This window comes from Streptomyces triticagri (assembly GCF_003429565.1).
Lineage (GTDB): Bacteria > Actinomycetota > Actinomycetes > Streptomycetales > Streptomycetaceae > Streptomyces > Streptomyces triticagri.
Genome location: NZ_QUAK01000065.1, coordinates 1 through 15,099 on the forward strand (window position 1 = coordinate 1; position 15,099 = coordinate 15,099).

Below are 15,099 nucleotides of genomic sequence, written 5' to 3' on the forward strand. Positions count from 1 at the left end.
CGCCGGGCGGGCTCAACGTTGAGCCCGCCCGGCGATTGAGGGCATCTTTCAGCCCGTCCGGCGTTTGAGGACGAGGCCGCCAGGCCGATGCGTGGCAGACAGGGTCAGACCAGGGCGAGCCCTTCCGCTACGACGACCCCGTCGTGGAGCACCGTCCGATCCACCCCGCGGTCCATGACCGCACTCGTCGGGGTCTCCCCATCCACAAGGACAAGGTCCGCCCGGTCCCCAGGCGCAAGCCCGGGCCGGTCACCGACCCCGCGGAGCCGAGGTACGGCCCCATTCATCAGCCCGGCGCCGCCGACCGTGGCAACGGCAAGGCACATCTCCACATGCTCATCCCGCCGGAAGTTGTTCGTGAACGCCAGCTGCCAGGACCGGTCCAACATGTCGCAGTTGCCGTACGGGCTCCAGTAGTCCCGCTGCCCGTCCTCCCCGAGGCCGACCCGTACCCCCGCCTCGGTGAGCTCCACCAGCGACAGCTGCCCGCGCGCGGCCGGCGCGACCGTCGCCATCGACACGTCGAGCTCCGCGAACTCCTCGATCAGCCGCCGGCTCGTGGCCTCGTCGACGGACCCCAGCTCGTACGCATGGGACATCGTGACCCTCCCCTGCATGCCGAGCGCGCGGGTCCGCTCCAGGATCAGATCGGTCGAGAAGACCCCGAGGTGACCGGGCTCGTGCAGATGGATGTCGACATCGACCTGGTACTTCTCGGCGAGCCCGAAGACGACGTCGAGATGCCCCTTCGGATCGCGGTCCAGCGTGCACGGGTCGATCCCGCCCATCACATCCGCGCCCGCCTTGAGCGCGGCCTCCAGATAGTCCGCCGTGCCCGCCTCCCGCAGGATCCCCGCCTGCGGGAAGGCCATGATCTCGATGTCCGCGAGATGCCCGTACTTCTCCTTCGCGGCCACCACCGCCTCGAACTTCTCCAGCTTGCAGTCCACATCGACCTGCGCGTACGTCCGCACCCGCGTCGTACCGCGGGCGATCATGCGCGCCAGCGTGCCGGCCACCCGCTCCGGCAGCGGCACCTCCGCGTCCCGCCAGTGCGCACGGTCGTTCAGCATCATCGTCCACACCCCGGGTCCCCCGGTGTGCGGGCGGAACGGCAGCCCGATACGGGTGGAGTCCAGGTGGACATGGACGTCGGAGAAGGACGGCAGCAGCAGCCGTCCCCGCCCCTCGACGCAACCGGCGGGGGCGGGTGCCGCCGGGTCGTGCGGGCGTACGGCGGCGATACGGGCCCCGTCGAGCTCGACGTCGCTGCGCTCGCCGCCCCAGGGGCGTACGTCACGGATGAGCATGTACATCAACTTCCTTTGCGTTCAGGCGAGTTCGGTCGCCAGTACCGACGTTCGATCAGGAAAATGGCAGGCCGGACCGCCCTCGCCACCCGGCACCTCCCCCGCACACCGCCGCTGCTCCCCCTCTTCCAACTGCGGACGCAGCGGGCAGCGGGTGCGGAAGACACAGCCGGAGGGAGGATCGGCCGGGGTGGGCAGATCGCCGCTGAGCCGGATCCGCCGCCCCCGCTCCGCATCCGGATCGGCCTGCGGCACCGCGGAGAGCAACGCCTTCGTGTACGGGTGCCGGGGCGCGCCGAAGACGTCCCGTGTGGGGCCGCTCTCCATGATCCGGCCGAGGTACATGACGGCGACCCGGTCCGCGAAGTGCCGTACGACGGACAGGTCGTGGGCGACGAAGACGTACGCGACACCGGTGTCCCGCTGGATGTCGTCGAGCAGATTGACCACCTGCGCCTGCACCGAGACGTCGAGCGCGGAGACCGGCTCGTCGCAGATGATCAGGCGCGGGTCGAGGGCGAGCGCGCGGGCGATGCCGACGCGCTGCTTCTGGCCGCCGGAGAACTCGTGCGGGAAGCGGTTGTAGTGGTCGGGCCGCAGACCGACCCGGTCCATCAACTCCCGTACCCGTGCCTTGATCCCGCCCGGCGGGTCGATGCGCTGTGCCTGCAGCGGGGCGGCGATGGCGCTGCCGATGGACTGGCGGGGGTTGAGGGAGGAGGTGGGGTTCTGGAACACCATCTGGACCTGGCGCCGGTACTCCTGCATCTCGGCGCGGTTCAGCTCGCCGATCTCCCGGCCGTCCAGGCGGATCGAACCGGACGTCGGATCGATCAGGCGCATCAGGAGCCGGCCGGTGGTCGATTTGCCGCAGCCGGACTCGCCGACGATGCCGAGGGTCCCGCCGGCCGGCACGGAGAAGCTGACTCCGTCCACGGCCTTCACCGGTTTCCCGCCGCGGCCGAAGAGGCCGCCGCGGCCGGGGAAGTGCTTGGTCAGGCCGTCCACCTGGAGCAGCGGCTGCTCCTCGGACGCTGTGGTCGGGCTCATCGCGCCGCCTCCCGCTGAATGGCGTGTACTTCCTGGTGGCACCGGGACGGATGGGCCGCGGACCCGGCCAGTTCGGGCCGTGCGCTGCGGCAGAGGTCGTCCGGTACGAGATGGGTCTGAGGACAGCGGTCGGCGAACAGGCAGCCGGCGGGCAGCGTGGTCAGCGACGGCGGGAACCCTGGGATCGGCGTGAGGCGTCCGGCGGTGTCGGCGAGCGACGGCATCGAGGCGAGCAGCCCCTGGGCGTAGGGGTGCCGCGGGTCGCGGAACACGTCGCGCATCGCGCCCCGTTCGACGCACTGCCCGCCGTACATCACCACCACCTGGTGGCACACCTCGGCGACCACGCCGAGATCGTGGGTGACGAGGACGACGGCGGTGCCGGTCTCGCGCTGCAGATCGCCGAGCAGATCGAGGATCTGCGCCTGCACGGTGACATCGAGTGCGGTGGTCGGCTCGTCGGCGATGAGGAGTTCCGGTTCGCAGACCAGAGCCATGGCGATCATGGCGCGCTGGCGCATGCCGCCGGAGAACTCGTGCGGGTGGGCGGCGGCGCGGCGCTTCGGGTCGGGGATGCCGACCCGGCCGAGCATGTCGACGGCGACCGCGGTCGCGGCCTTCCTGGAGACCTTGTTGTGCACCCGGTACGCCTCGGCGATCTGGGCGCCCACGGTGTGGAAGGGATGCATGGCGGAGAGCGGGTCCTGGAAGATCATGGCGATCTTCTTGCCGCGCCAGGCCCGCATCCGGTCCTCGTCGAGGGCGTTGAGGTCGGTGCCGTCGAAGAGGATCTCGCCGGTGACGCTCGCCCGGGTCTCCTTGAGCAGTCCCATCAGGGCCTGGCTGGTGACGGTCTTGCCCGAGCCGGACTCGCCGACCAGGCCGACGGTCTCGCCGCGGCCGAGGGTGAGGTCCATGCCGTTGACGGCGTGCACGGTGCCGTCGTCGGTGGGGAAACTGACGTGCAGATCGCGGATCCGCAGCAGCGGTTCGGCCGCCCCGCGGGACGGGTCCGGGGTCTTTTCGTGCGGCATCAGGCGGCCCTCACTCGCGGATCGATGACGGCGTACACGGCGTCGACCACGACATTGGCGACGATGATGAAGAAGGCGGCCAGCATGGTGATGGCCATGGTGACCGGCAGATCACCCATCTGTGCGGCATGCACGGCGGTGAAGCCGACGCCCGGCACCGAGAAGATCTGCTCGGTGAGCACCGCGCCGCCGAGCAGCAGCCCGATGTCGAGCCCGAGCATGGTGACCACGGGCGTGAGTCCGGCCCGCGCCCCGTGGCGTACGACGGTCTTCGTACGGGACAGTCCCTTGGAGCGGGCGGTGCGCATGAAGTCCTCGCCGAGGGTCTCCAGCATGTTGCTGCGGGTCACCCGGATGTACTGGGCGCTGAACAGCACCGCCAACGCCACCCACGGCAGCAGGTAGTTGAGGAACCACCCGTCGAACCCTTCGGGCCCGAACGGCGAGGTGATCGCGTTCGTCGTGAACGGCAGCACATCGAGCGTCGAGACGAACACGAGCAGGAGCAGCAGGCCCGTGACGGGGATGGGCAGCGAGACCCCGACGGACGCGGCCCCGACGATCAGCTTGTCGGTGGTCTTCCCCTTGCGCAGTGCGGCGAGGGTGCCGAGGGTCACCCCGGCCACGGTCCACAGCACGACGGCGCCGACGGCGACCGACAGGGTGTAGGGCAGGGCCCGTTCGATGATGGTGGTGACGTCCTCGTTGGTCTGGAAGGACTTGCCCAGGCACGGCCAGTCGCAGAGGGTCTGGGCCCCCGGCGCGCCCACGGTCCGGCTGTCGAAGAGCCCGGACATGTAGGAGAAGTACTGGGTCAGGAAGGGCTTGTCCATGCCGAGCGCGACGCGCGCCTCGGCGACCCGTTCGGGGGTGCACTCCTGGCCGCAGGCCGCCGCGGCCGGATCGGCGGGGCCGAACTGGAAGAGGCAGAAGGTGACGAAGCTGATGACGATCAGCAGGCCGACGGTGGCGGTGAGTCGGCGCACCAGGAAGGTGGTCATCGAGTTCATCGCGATCGCCTCGCCACGGAGACGGTCGACAGGTCGATGGCGCCGAAGAAGTACCCGACCTGGGCGTTGCGGACGGCGGAGCCGACGACGCTTCGGGTCACGTTCCTGACCAGCGGCACCAGCGGGTAGTCCTGCATGGCCCGGTCCAGGAGGCCGGACCAGCGGCGGCCGAGCTCCTCGCTGGTCCCGTTGGCGTCGCGGAGTTCGTACATGGCCTTGGAGATCTCCGGGTCGTGGTAGCGGGGGATGTTGGAGAAGCCGAAGGTCTTGCCATCGATGCTGGGCCCGATGTTGGGGTCGATCGTGGTGCGTACGGAGCCGCTGTCGGCGCCGCCGCACCAGCCGCTGCGGGCGAGGTCGGGCATGTTCTTGCCGGCCAGGGTGGTGAAGTAGTTGGCGGCGGGGATGGGCCGCAGTTCGAGCTCGATGCCGAGCTCGGCGAAGTTCTGCTGCAGCGAGGTGCCCATGTTCTTGAAGCGGGCGGTGGCGTCCGCGTAGCCGTAGATCAGCTTCTTGGGGTAACTGCGGCCCTTGAGCAGCTTCTTGGCCTCGTCGAGTTTCGGCTGGCCCGCCGGGTCGAGCACCGAGTGCTGCTTGGCGTATCCGCGCTGGTCGGGGTTGATGTACGACTGGGCCATCTTGCCGAACCGGGCGCCGCCGTACTGGAGATGGATGGCCTTGCGGTCGACGGCGAGCGCGAGGGCCTTGCGGACCTGCGGGTCGCGGATGGTCTCGGTGTTGAAGTTGAGGATGTCGGTGCAGCCGGTCAGTCCGGACGCGGTGCGCTTCGCCACCTCGGGCCGGTCGAGTTCGGCGGCGTCGGAGGCCTGCAGTCCGCCGGCGCTGTCGAGGGTGACGGCGGTGGGGTCGGAGTCGGCGAGGAGTTGTTGGCTGATGGTGGCCTGGGCGGTGGAGAGGCTGAAGGTGAAGGTGTCCGGCAGCGCGGTGCGGTTCGGGTCGGTGGCCGGGTCCCACTGCTTGTTGCGCACCAGCTTCATGGACCGGCCACGGTCGTAGTGCGCGATCTTGTACGGGCCGGTGGACACCGGGTGGTTGGTGTAGTCGAGCTTGGTGTCCTTCTTCTCGGGTACGGGCGCGGTGTTGGACCGGGAGACGAGGGCGGGGAACTCGGCGAAGGGCTGCTTCAGCTTGAAGACGAGGGTGCGGTCGTCGGGGGTCTCGATGCCCTTGAAGTCGCCGCCCTTGTACGGGCCCTTGTAACCGTCGTCGGAGAGGGCCGCGTTGAGCTCCTGCGGAGCCTGGGTGTAGACGTCGCGGGCATAGGTGCGCTCGACGCCGTACTTGACGTCGTGGCTGGTGATGGGCGTGCCGTCCTCGTACTTGAGGCCCTTCTTGAGGGTGTACGTCCAGGTGAGGCCGTCCTTCGAGACCTTGCCGAGATCGGTGGCGAGGTCGGGGACGATCTTCGGGGGCTTGCCCGCCTCCTCCTTGGCCATGGTGAGGGTGCGGTAGTAGAGCTGGCCGACGTTGGCGGTCTGTACGTAGTTGCTGTTGCCGGGGTCGAGGGTCTGGAAGTCGGCGGACATCAGGACGTTGACGTTCCCGCCGCGGCTGTCGTCACCCCAGCCGGCCTTGACCGGCTCGAAGGCGTCGGCGGGCGCGCGGGAGCCGGAGCCGGGCGCGGGCTTGGGTCCGCCGCAGGCGCTCAGGCCGAGTGCGGCGGCCAACGTGAGGGCGAGGGCAGCCCGTTGACGTGGATTCACTGCTGCTCCTATGCGGTTCCGGGTGCGGTCAGCCGCGGGAGGACTTGGGGTCGAGGGCGTCGCGGACCGCGTCGCCGAGCAGGTTGAAGGCGAGCACCGTGATCACCAGGGCGCCGGCGGGGACGGCCAGGAACCAGGGGTCGGTGAGGTACCAGTTGCCGGCCTGGGCGGCGTTGAGCATCTGGCCCCAGGACGGGGTGGGGTCCTTGACGCCGACGCCGAGGAACGAGAGGGCGGCCTCGGCGGTGATGTTGGTGGGGATCATCATCGTGGCGTAGACGAGGACGACACCCATCACATTGGGGATGATCTGCCGCAGGATGATCGAGCGGTGCGAGGCGCCGTAGGAGCGGGCGGCCTCGACGAACTCCTGCTCGCGCAGCGAGAGCACCTGCCCGCGCACCACCCGGGCGAGATACGCCCAGCCGAAGAAGCCCAGGATGATCACGAGTGAGGCGATCGGCAGCAGACTGCCCCGGTCGAGCGCGGTGCCGCCGAGCCGGGACTGCAGGATCGGCGTCAGGGACAGCACGAGCAGCAGGTGCGGGAAGGCCAGGAACAGGTCCATGATCCGGCTGATCACCATGTCGACCTTGCCGCCGAAGTAGCCGGCGGCGGCGCCGAGGACGGTGCCGAGCACCACCGAGACGGCCGTCGACAGCAGGGCGATCACCAGGGAGATCCGGGCGCCGTGCGCCATGCGGGCGAAGATGTCGCGGCCGAGGCCCGGTTCGAGTCCGAGCCAGTGTTCGCCGGACGGGTAGCGGTAGTACGACAGCGGCAGGCCAGGGGTGCCGTAGTCGTCCAGGACGTCCGGGCTGGTGCGGGTGGTGTACGGGTCCTGGCCCTCGATGCCGGTGAGCAGCGGGGCGAGTACGGCGAACAGCACCATCAGGACGATGACGGCGAGCGCGGCGAGTGCGATGCGGCTGCGCCGGATGCGCAGCCATGCGGTGCCGAGCAGGGAGCGGGCGGTGACGGCCGCGCCGCCCCCGGCGGATGGGGTGGCGGGTGGGGTGGCAGGAGCGGGGGCCGGGCCGTCGGCTTCGCCGTCGGCGCCGGATGGCGGCCGGGAAGGCAGCACTGGGGAGTCCGTCACGTCACGGGTCCTTCGGCGCTCGGGAGGGATGATGGCGGGACGGTATACCAAAATGGCGAGATCCCACCAGGGTGTGCTCGAGATCCGTTCCTCCAACCCCCGCGACCGGTCTGCTCACCGGCCCCCGCGGGCAACGGGACCGTCCCGCGTGCACACCAAGCCGCACCACACTTCCACTTTGGTATGCCAACTCGTACGATGCGTCGCGTACCCGATCCCCTTACGGAGGCAGCATGCGCACCCGCTGGCGCGCCCGGCACGTACTCGCACACCAGGACGGCGGCCACGCCCTCCTGACGGACGGCGAGGTGGTGTGGGAGGACGACGTCGTGGTGTACGTCGGGCCCCGGTACGAGGGTCCCGTCGACGCCGAACGGGACCTCGGCGAGTCACTGGTGATGCCGGGCCTGATCGACCTGGACGCGCTGGCCGACGTGGACCACCTCGTCCTGGACTCCTGGGCGGGCCCCGAGCGCGGCCGCGGACTGCAGTGGTCCTCGGACTACTTCACCGACCGCCGCCGCGACGTCTTCACGCCCGAAGAGCGCGCCGTGATCCGCGAGTACGCCCTGGTCCAGCTCGCCCTGCACGGCATCACCACCTACATGCCGATCGCCTCCGAGGTGCACAGCTCCTGGGCGGAGCCCTACGAGGAACTCGTGGAGATGGCGCGCATCTCGCGCCGCATCGGACTGCGCGGCCACCTCGGCCCGGCCTACCGCTCCGGCGTCAACGTCGTACGTCCGGACGGCAGTCGGGACGTCGCCTTCGACGAGGAGCGGGGGCGCGCGGGCTTCCGCGACGCCGTGCGCTTCCTCGACCACCTGGCCGCGCTCGACGATCCGCTGCTCACCGGAGTGCTGCTGCCGTGCCGGATCGAGACCCTCACCGAGGACCTGCTGCGGGAGACCGCCGACCTCGCCCGCGAGCGCGGCGTACTGGTCCGGCTGCACGCCCTGCAGGGTCTGGTCGAGCGCGACCTCGTGCAGCGCCGGCACGGTCTCACTCCGCTCCAACTCCTCGAGAAACACGGCCTGTTGGGCCCGAATCTGCTGATCCCGCACACGGTGACCACGGACCGTCATCCGGGCGTGCACGGCGAGGACCGCGGCGATCTGGCCACCCTCGCGGCCGCCGGGGTCTCGGTCGTGCACTGCCCGGGGACCTCGCTGCGCTACGGCGAGATGCTGCACTCCTTCCGCGCCTACCGCGCGGCCGGGATCAACCTCTGCCTCGGCACCGACTCCTTCCCGCCGGACCTGATCCGCGGCATGGACGTCGGCGTACACCTGGCGAAGATCGCGGACGGCCGTTCCGACGCCGCGCCCGCCGAGCACTATGTGGAGGCCGCGACGCTCGGCGGCGCGCGGGCGCTCGGCCGCGACGACCTCGGGCGGATCGCGCCGGGTGCGCAGGCCGACCTGGTCGCCTTCGCCCTGGACGACATCCGGGACGGGGTGCAGGACGACCCGGTCCGTACGTTCCTCCTGAACGGCACCGCGCGGCAGGCCACAGACTCGGTGGTCGCGGGGCGGCCCGTCCTGGTGGACCGCACGGTGCCCGGAGTGGACCTGGGGGCGCTGCGGAGCCGGGCGCAGGAACTCTTCGAGCGGATGCGGGAGGCGTACGGCGAGCGGGACTTCGAGCGGCGGGACGCGGACGTGCTCTTCCCGCCGGCGTTCCCCGCGTTCCGGGACGGGGTCCCGGGTGGATTCGGTCCCTCGCCCCGGGGCGAGGGATGACGGCTGCGGCGCCGCCGGAGACGGGCGGGGACGCGCCTGCGGCGGACGCATCCGGCGGGGGCGCACGTGGGGCGGGGGGACGTGCCGACGGCGCACCAGCCACGGACGCAGTTGCCGAGGGCACACCTGCCGCGGGCGCAGGCGCCGAGGGCACACGTATCGCGGGCGCAGCGGAGGAGCCGCCGGCTCTGCCCGGCGGCGGCTCGCACGTGGACCGTGCGGACGCGTTCATCCGGGCCCGGATCCACTCCGGCAGCTATCCGCAGGGCAGCCGGCTGCGCGAGCGTGAGCTGGCCGAGGCGCTCGGCGTCTCGCGGATCCCGGTGCGCGAGGCGCTGACCCGGCTGGCCGCGGACGGGCTTGTCGTCCTCTCGCCGCGGCGCGGCGCCTCGGTGCGGCGGCTCACCCTGCGCGATGTCGACGAACTCTTCGATCTGCGGCTGAGCCTGGAGGTGTTCGCGGCCCGCCGGGCCGCCGAGATCGTCGCGGGCGGCGGTCGCCATCCGCGGCTGCGGGAGGTCCTTGACGAGGCGCTGGACGCGACGCGGCGGGGCTCGCCCGCGGACATCGCCGCCGCGAACACCGCGTTCCACGCGGAGATCATCACCATGACCGGCAATCGGTTGCTGCAGGCGACGCTACAGCCGTCGCTCGGCCTGCTGCACTGGTTGTTCCGGCTCACCGCGACCGACGGCGGGCCGGAGGTGCACTGCGCCGAGCACGGCAACATCTGCCGGGCCATCCACGAAGGCCGGCCCCAGCTCGCCGAGGCCCTCGCGTACGCCCATATCGACATCCGCCGCACGCCGGTCATGGACCGGCTCGCCCAGGTCCTGCCCCCGGAGTGACCCGACCGCGGCCGGCTCGCTCCGGCCTGCACCGACCGGCACCGGGCAGGTGCGCCCCGTACCGGGCAGGTCCGACCAGCACCGGGCAGGTCCGACCGACACCGGCCACCACCGAACGCGCCCGGGACGCCGAGGACCGTCAGGCGGTGGCCCGCAGGAACTCCCGCGCCCGGCCGCGGTCGCCGCGCTCCGGACCGCACCGCGCAGCCCCCACCAGCACCGGCCACCACCGAGCCGGTCGGGACCCCGAAGACCCGTCAGGCGTCGGACCGCAGATGCTCCCGCGCCCAGGTCTCGAAGCTGGTCAGCGGGAGGCCGAGGTCGCGTGCGTACTGCGGGCGGCCCGGCTGGCCCGCCACGTTCAGGTACTCGTGGGTGGCGCCCATCGGCGGCATTCCGGCGGCGACGGCCTCGTCCACGGTCATGTCCGGCGCGGTCAGTCGCATGCCCAGGACGCGGGACAGGACCTCGGCCATCTCCGTCATAGACAGGTAGTCGCTCGCCAACTCCAGCTCGAGCCCGTCGAATTGCTCCGGTGCTGCGAAGGCTGCCGCGGCCGCCGTGCCGATGTCGTCCACCGCGACCAGGGAGAGCCGCGTCTCGGGCCTGAGGACGGACACCAGGCCGCCCTCGAGCCCGCGCGGGAACAGAAAGGCCATGGACGGCAGGAAGTTCTCCATGAAGAAGCCCGGCTTGAGCAGCGTCCAGTGCGCGAAGCCGGCCTCCCGGAGGTGGTCCTGGATCGCCGCCTTGGCGCCGAGGGTCCGCTCCATCGAGGCCCAGCGCCCCTCGGCCCAGCCGGGGGTCCCCGTGTGCTGCCCGGCGCCGGTGACGGACGTGTGCACGAACTGCGGCACCCCCGCGGCCTTCGCCCCCTCGATGAGGTTGACGCCCTGGGTCACCTCCCCCTGGAAGTCGAAGCCTTCCTCTGTCATCGCGGGCATCTGCACGGAGAAGACGGCGCGGGCACCCTCGGCGGCCCGCGCCACGGAACCGCGGTCGTGGAGATCGCCGGTGACCAGCTCGACGCCGGTCGCCTCGACCGCCCTCGCCCGGGTGGACGCCGGGTCGCGCACCAGGGCTCGTACGGGAACACCCGCGGCGCGAAGAGCGCGTGCGGTCGCCCCGCCCTGCCTGCCCGTGGCACCGGTGACGAGGACGGGCGCGGAGTCCGCGGACCGTACGGGATCTGTGGACATGCTGCTCCTCCGAGGATCGACCGTAAACGGCGGGACCCGCCATTTACCTTCCCGTACGATATGGCGGACCCCGCCACTTAGCAACGCCGCATCAAACGTCCCCGGTGAGCAGCAGGTCGCCGGAGAAAACGGAGAACGTGCCGTGCCCGACCGTCAACGCGCCGACGCCCGGCGCAACTACGCGCGCATCCTCGCCGTGGCCGAGGAGGAGGTCGCCGCGCACGGATCCGGCGCCTCCCTGGAACAGATCGCCCGCACCGCGGGAGTGGGCTCGGCGACCGTGCGCCGGCACTTCCCCACCCGGCACGCCCTGCTCGAAGCGGTCTCCCGGACCCGCGTCGAGGCGCTGGGCGAACGGGCCCGTGAGCTGACCGGCAAGGGCGACAGCCGGGACGCCCTGGTGGCATGGCTGAGTGAGGTCGTCGCCTACTCCGTCGCCGCCCGCGGCCTCGCGGCGGCCCTGGCGTACGACAGCTCCGGGTCCGACCCGGCGCACGGGAACGCCTGCTCGGCGACGCTGGAGGAAGCGGCCGGCCCGTTGCTCGACCTCGCCGTGCAGGACGGCGCGGTGGCCGCGGACGTGACCGTCTCCGATCTGATCACCCTGGTCGTCGGCATCGCCCTGGCCACCGAGCACCACCACGACCCCGCGGCCCGCGCGGACCGCCTCTTCCGCCTGACCGTCGCGGGACTGAGCCCGCGGCACCGGACCACGACCGAGCGGACCTGACCCCACTCCGTACCCCTGAGGCAGGATGGCCCCATGTCCGACGAGCACGACCGCACGACGCACGGCGCCCACGCCCCGTACGCCACCGACGACGACCGCGCACCCCGCGTCCTCGACCGCCGCGAGGGCCCGTACGGCGAGGTCGTGCTGCGCCGGCACGGCGACATCCTGCAGATCATCGCCAACGGCACGTTCCTGATGGACACCTCCGACGGAAGGTCCGAGCGTCTGCTCGTCGACGCCGCGCGGGACGCACTCGACGACCGCCCGGACCCGGCCGTCCTCATCGGCGGCCTCGGCGTCGGCTTCTCGCTCGCGCACGCCGCCGAGGCCCGCCCCCGCTGGGGCCGTATCGCCGTCGTCGAACGCGAGGCCGCCATCATCGACTGGCATCGCACCGGCCCGCTCGCCGCGATCACCGCCGAGGCGCTCGCCGACCCGCGCACCGAGATCGTGCACGCCGACCTGCTCGACCATGTGAGAGATGACACGCAGCGCTACGACGCACTCTGCCTCGACATCGACAACGGCCCGGACTGGACCGTCACCGAGGAGAACGGAACCCTGTACTCCGTAGAAGGCCTGGTTGCCTGCAAATCCAGGCTCCGGCCAGGCGGCGTGCTCGCCGTCTGGTCCGCAAAACCGTCCGCCGAATTCGAAGGAACCTTGCGGAATGCCGGGTTCCTAGCGGTCCGTACCGAAGAGATCCCCGTTGCCCGGGGCGTTCCCGACGCGGTGCATCTCGCGGTAAGACCTGCGTAGCCGAGGTGCGCCCCGTGCCCGTACCCTCTGACCGACACGCGGATCCTTCCAGCGTTTTCACCGACCGAAATCAAGGTTCCAGGGGCGGGCGATGGAGCAGACACACACCTCCCACAACGGCACGGCGGCCGCGCCCGGCGCCCAACGCCGGGTACTCGTCGTCGAGGACGACCTCACGATCGTCGACGCCATCGCCGCCCGGCTGCGCGCCGAGGGCTTTCTTGTGCAAACGGCGGGCGACGGCCCCTCGGCCGTGGACACCGCGGAGGCCTGGCAGCCCGACCTGCTGATCCTCGACGTGATGCTGCCCGGCTTCGACGGCCTCGAGGTCTGCCGCCGGGTGCAGGCGGCGCGACCGGTGCCGGTCATGATGCTCACCGCGCGTGACGACGAGACGGACATGCTCGTCGGGCTCGGCGTCGGCGCGGACGACTACATGACCAAACCGTTCTCCATGCGGGAGCTGGCCGCGCGCGTTCACGTACTGCTGCGCCGCATGGAGCGCGCCGCGCTCGCCGCCTCCACCCCGCGCAGCGGCATACTGCGCCTCGGCGAGCTGGAGATCGACCATGCACAGCGCAGGGTCCGGGTCCGCAGCGAGGACGTGCACCTGACGCCCACCGAGTTCGACCTGCTCGTGTGCCTGGCCAACTCCCCGCGTGCGGTCCTCTCCCGCGAGCAGCTGCTCGCCGAGGTGTGGGACTGGGCGGACGCCTCCGGCACCCGCACCGTGGACAGCCACATCAAGGCGCTGCGCCGCAAGATCGGCGCCGAGCGGATCCGCACCGTGCACGGTGTCGGGTACGCCCTGGAGACCCCGAATCCGTGAACGGCCCGCAAGCCGTGGGACAGCTCCGCAAGGGGCAGCTCCGCAAGGGGCTGGCCCGAGCAGGCCTGATCCGGGGCGGGCTGATCCGCAGCAGCGGCCCGCGGCCGCACCTGCTGAACTCGCTGCGCCCGTTCTCCATCAAGACCAAGCTCGGCGCGCTCGTCGTCGTCTCGGTGTTCATCACCACGGGCCTGCTGATGATCGCGGTCCGTACGAAGACGGAGTTCCGCTTCATCACGGTCTTCTCGGTGATCGCCACCCTGCTGATCACCCAGTTCGTGGCGCACTCCCTGACGGCTCCGCTCGACGAGATGAACACGGTCGCCCGGTCCATCTCGCACGGTGACTACACCCGGCGGGTGCGCGGCGCCGGACGCCACGACGAGCTCGGCGACCTGGCCGACACCATCAACCGCATGGCGGACGAGCTGGAGGCGCAGGAGCAGCAGCGCAAGGAGCTGGTCGCCAATGTCTCGCATGAGCTGCGCACTCCGATCGCGGCGCTGCGCGCGGTACTGGAGAACGTGGTGGACGGAGTGTCCGCCGCCGACCCCGAGACGATGCGCACGGCCCTGAAACAGACCGAGCGCCTCGGTCGCCTGGTGGAGACCCTGCTCGACCTCTCCCGCCTGGACAACGGCGTGATACCGCTGAAGGCGCACCGCTTCGAGGTCTGGCCGTACCTCTCCGGCGTGCTCAAGGAGGCGAACATGATCGCCTCGCACCGCAGCGGCATGCCGTCCGCCTCCGGCCGGCACACCCGTACCGATGTGCATCTGCACCTGGACGTCTCGCCGCCCGAGTTGACCGCGCACGCGGACATCGAGCGGCTGCACCAGGTCGTCGCCAATCTGATCGACAACGCGGTCAAGCACAGCCCGCCGCACGGCCGCGTCACCGTGAAGGCCCGCCGCGGCGAGGGCCCGGAGTCGCTCGACATCGAGGTGCTCGACGAGGGCCCCGGTATCCCGGAGGCCGAGCGCCACCGGGTCTTCGAGCGCTTCAACCGCGGCTCGGCCACCGATCCGCACGGCCCCGGCAGCGACGGCGGTACGGGCCTCGGCCTCGCCATCGCCCGCTGGGCGGTCGATCTGCACGGCGGCCACATCGGGGTGGCCGAATCCCCCCGGGGCTGCCGGATCCTGGTCACCCTTCCGGGAAAGCCCGGAAACCCGAGTTGACGTAGGGTTCGAAAGCGAAGCGCACGATCTTCGAACCCAGCGGACGGGGATCGGCGCCTCCAGCCTGCGAGGGGTGCGGACACCACGGGCCGCAGCCATGGGCCGTCGGCTCAAACCACGGTTGTTTCCCGCCATTTCCAGCGACGAAACACCGGATCCGATGTGACTTACGCGACCAATGACCCGCCCGGTCTGCACCTCCCGGCCATGGGGGCGTAGCCTTTATTCCCGCTGTCCATCACCTTGTGAAGCGGAAGAGGGCGGTTGCCGCCGTGTCGCCACAGTCCCCCAGTAACCCGAGCACCTCGGCCGACCAGGAAGCGCAGGGGAAGAACCCCGCTGCCGCATTCGGTCCCAATGAGTGGCTCGTCGACGAGATCTATCAGCAGTACCTCCAGGACCCGAATTCGGTAGACCGTGCCTGGTGGGACTTCTTCGCCGACTACAAGCCGGGCGCGGGAGCCGCCGCGGCCCCGAAGCCGGCCCAGTCTCCCGCCCCGTCCGGTACCGCAGCCGCGGGGGCTGCGGGCACCACCAGCGCGCCGAGTGCGGCCGCGGCCGAGCCGGCGCAGCCCGCCGCG

The 15,099-nt window shown here is 71.1% G+C and carries 14 protein-coding genes; 7 read left to right on the top strand and 7 right to left on the bottom strand.

Annotation, left to right across the window (positions count from 1 at the left end; translation table 11 throughout):
• Positions 1 to 104: 104 nt before the first annotated feature.
• Genes DY218_RS11865 through DY218_RS11890 form a run of 6 tightly spaced genes read right to left on the bottom strand, consistent with a single transcriptional unit; the run spans position 105 to position 7,212 of the window.
• A complete protein-coding gene (locus DY218_RS11865; protein ID WP_128555934.1) occupies positions 105 to 1,310 on the bottom strand; it encodes an amidohydrolase in 1,206 nt (401 codons plus the stop codon).
• Between the two features lie 21 nt (positions 1,311 to 1,331).
• Entirely contained in the window at positions 1,332 to 2,360 is a 1,029-nt protein-coding gene (locus tag DY218_RS11870) for an ABC transporter ATP-binding protein (RefSeq protein WP_128555935.1), read from the bottom strand.
• Positions 2,357 to 3,394: an ABC transporter ATP-binding protein gene (locus tag DY218_RS11875; RefSeq protein WP_128555936.1), complete on the bottom strand. Its 1,038-nt coding sequence runs from the start codon at positions 3,392 to 3,394 to the stop codon at positions 2,357 to 2,359. The genes DY218_RS11870 and DY218_RS11875 overlap by 4 nt, the downstream gene beginning before the upstream one ends.
• Positions 3,394 to 4,404 carry an ABC transporter permease gene (locus DY218_RS11880; protein WP_233521543.1) on the bottom strand — a complete coding sequence of 337 codons (1,011 nt, stop codon included), beginning with the start codon at positions 4,402 to 4,404 and terminating at the stop codon, positions 3,394 to 3,396. The genes DY218_RS11875 and DY218_RS11880 overlap by 1 nt, the downstream gene beginning before the upstream one ends.
• The gene (locus DY218_RS11885) at positions 4,401 to 6,128 is read right to left on the bottom strand and encodes an ABC transporter substrate-binding protein (protein WP_128555937.1); all 1,728 of its coding nucleotides are present in this window, start codon (positions 6,126 to 6,128) and stop codon (positions 4,401 to 4,403) included. Before DY218_RS11885 ends, DY218_RS11880 begins: the two co-directional genes overlap by 4 nt.
• A 28-nt stretch (positions 6,129 to 6,156) precedes the next feature.
• The gene (locus DY218_RS11890; protein ID WP_407703606.1) at positions 6,157 to 7,212 is read right to left on the bottom strand and encodes an ABC transporter permease; all 1,056 of its coding nucleotides are present in this window, start codon (positions 7,210 to 7,212) and stop codon (positions 6,157 to 6,159) included.
• 248 nt (positions 7,213 to 7,460) lie between these two features.
• On the opposite strand from DY218_RS11890, the gene DY218_RS11895 reads away from it, so the two are divergent.
• Positions 7,461 to 8,969: a chlorohydrolase family protein gene (locus DY218_RS11895; protein ID WP_128555938.1), complete on the top strand. Its 1,509-nt coding sequence runs from the start codon at positions 7,461 to 7,463 to the stop codon at positions 8,967 to 8,969.
• Positions 8,966 to 9,817, top strand: coding sequence for a GntR family transcriptional regulator (locus DY218_RS11900; RefSeq protein ID WP_128555939.1), 852 nt, complete (start codon positions 8,966 to 8,968; stop codon positions 9,815 to 9,817). The genes DY218_RS11895 and DY218_RS11900 overlap by 4 nt, the downstream gene beginning before the upstream one ends.
• A gap of 257 nt (positions 9,818 to 10,074) precedes the next feature.
• Here DY218_RS11900 and DY218_RS11905 read toward each other — a convergent pair whose 3' ends face one another.
• Positions 10,075 to 11,016, bottom strand: coding sequence for an NmrA family NAD(P)-binding protein (locus DY218_RS11905; protein ID WP_128555940.1), 942 nt, complete (start codon positions 11,014 to 11,016; stop codon positions 10,075 to 10,077).
• Between the two features lie 142 nt (positions 11,017 to 11,158).
• Between DY218_RS11905 and DY218_RS11910 the strand changes: the two genes are divergently transcribed.
• The 5 genes from DY218_RS11910 to DY218_RS11930 all read left to right on the top strand — a co-directional run.
• Positions 11,159 to 11,746: a helix-turn-helix domain-containing protein gene (locus DY218_RS11910; protein WP_128555941.1), complete on the top strand. Its 588-nt coding sequence runs from the start codon at positions 11,159 to 11,161 to the stop codon at positions 11,744 to 11,746.
• Between the two features lie 33 nt (positions 11,747 to 11,779).
• The gene (locus tag DY218_RS11915) at positions 11,780 to 12,508 is read left to right on the top strand and encodes a spermidine synthase family protein (RefSeq protein WP_233521545.1); all 729 of its coding nucleotides are present in this window, start codon (positions 11,780 to 11,782) and stop codon (positions 12,506 to 12,508) included.
• 91 nt (positions 12,509 to 12,599) lie between these two features.
• Positions 12,600 to 13,337 carry a response regulator transcription factor gene (locus DY218_RS11920; protein WP_128555942.1) on the top strand — a complete coding sequence of 246 codons (738 nt, stop codon included), beginning with the start codon at positions 12,600 to 12,602 and terminating at the stop codon, positions 13,335 to 13,337.
• Between the two features lie 122 nt (positions 13,338 to 13,459).
• Positions 13,460 to 14,518 carry a HAMP domain-containing sensor histidine kinase gene (locus tag DY218_RS11925; RefSeq protein ID WP_128555945.1) on the top strand — a complete coding sequence of 353 codons (1,059 nt, stop codon included), beginning with the start codon at positions 13,460 to 13,462 and terminating at the stop codon, positions 14,516 to 14,518.
• Positions 14,519 to 14,790: 272 nt separating this feature from the next.
• Positions 14,791 to 15,099, top strand: a 309-nt coding sequence (locus DY218_RS11930) for a 2-oxoglutarate dehydrogenase E1 subunit family protein (protein WP_147336136.1), incomplete at its 3' end; no start/stop codon positions are given.

Coding starts and splice junctions, on each gene's coding strand:
- DY218_RS11900 (WP_128555939.1), top strand. CDS start 8,966: ATGACGGCTGCGGCGCCGCCGGAGACGGGCGGGGACGCGCCTGCGGCG.
- DY218_RS11870 (WP_128555935.1), bottom strand. CDS start 2,360: ATGAGCCCGACCACAGCGTCCGAGGAGCAGCCGCTGCTCCAGGTGGAC.
- DY218_RS11915 (WP_233521545.1), top strand. CDS start 11,780: ATGTCCGACGAGCACGACCGCACGACGCACGGCGCCCACGCCCCGTAC.
- DY218_RS11880 (WP_233521543.1), bottom strand. CDS start 4,404: ATGAACTCGATGACCACCTTCCTGGTGCGCCGACTCACCGCCACCGTC.
- DY218_RS11875 (WP_128555936.1), bottom strand. CDS start 3,394: ATGCCGCACGAAAAGACCCCGGACCCGTCCCGCGGGGCGGCCGAACCG.
- DY218_RS11865 (WP_128555934.1), bottom strand. CDS start 1,310: ATGCTCATCCGTGACGTACGCCCCTGGGGCGGCGAGCGCAGCGACGTC.
- DY218_RS11920 (WP_128555942.1), top strand. CDS start 12,600: ATGGAGCAGACACACACCTCCCACAACGGCACGGCGGCCGCGCCCGGC.
- DY218_RS11895 (WP_128555938.1), top strand. CDS start 7,461: ATGCGCACCCGCTGGCGCGCCCGGCACGTACTCGCACACCAGGACGGC.
- DY218_RS11905 (WP_128555940.1), bottom strand. CDS start 11,016: ATGTCCACAGATCCCGTACGGTCCGCGGACTCCGCGCCCGTCCTCGTC.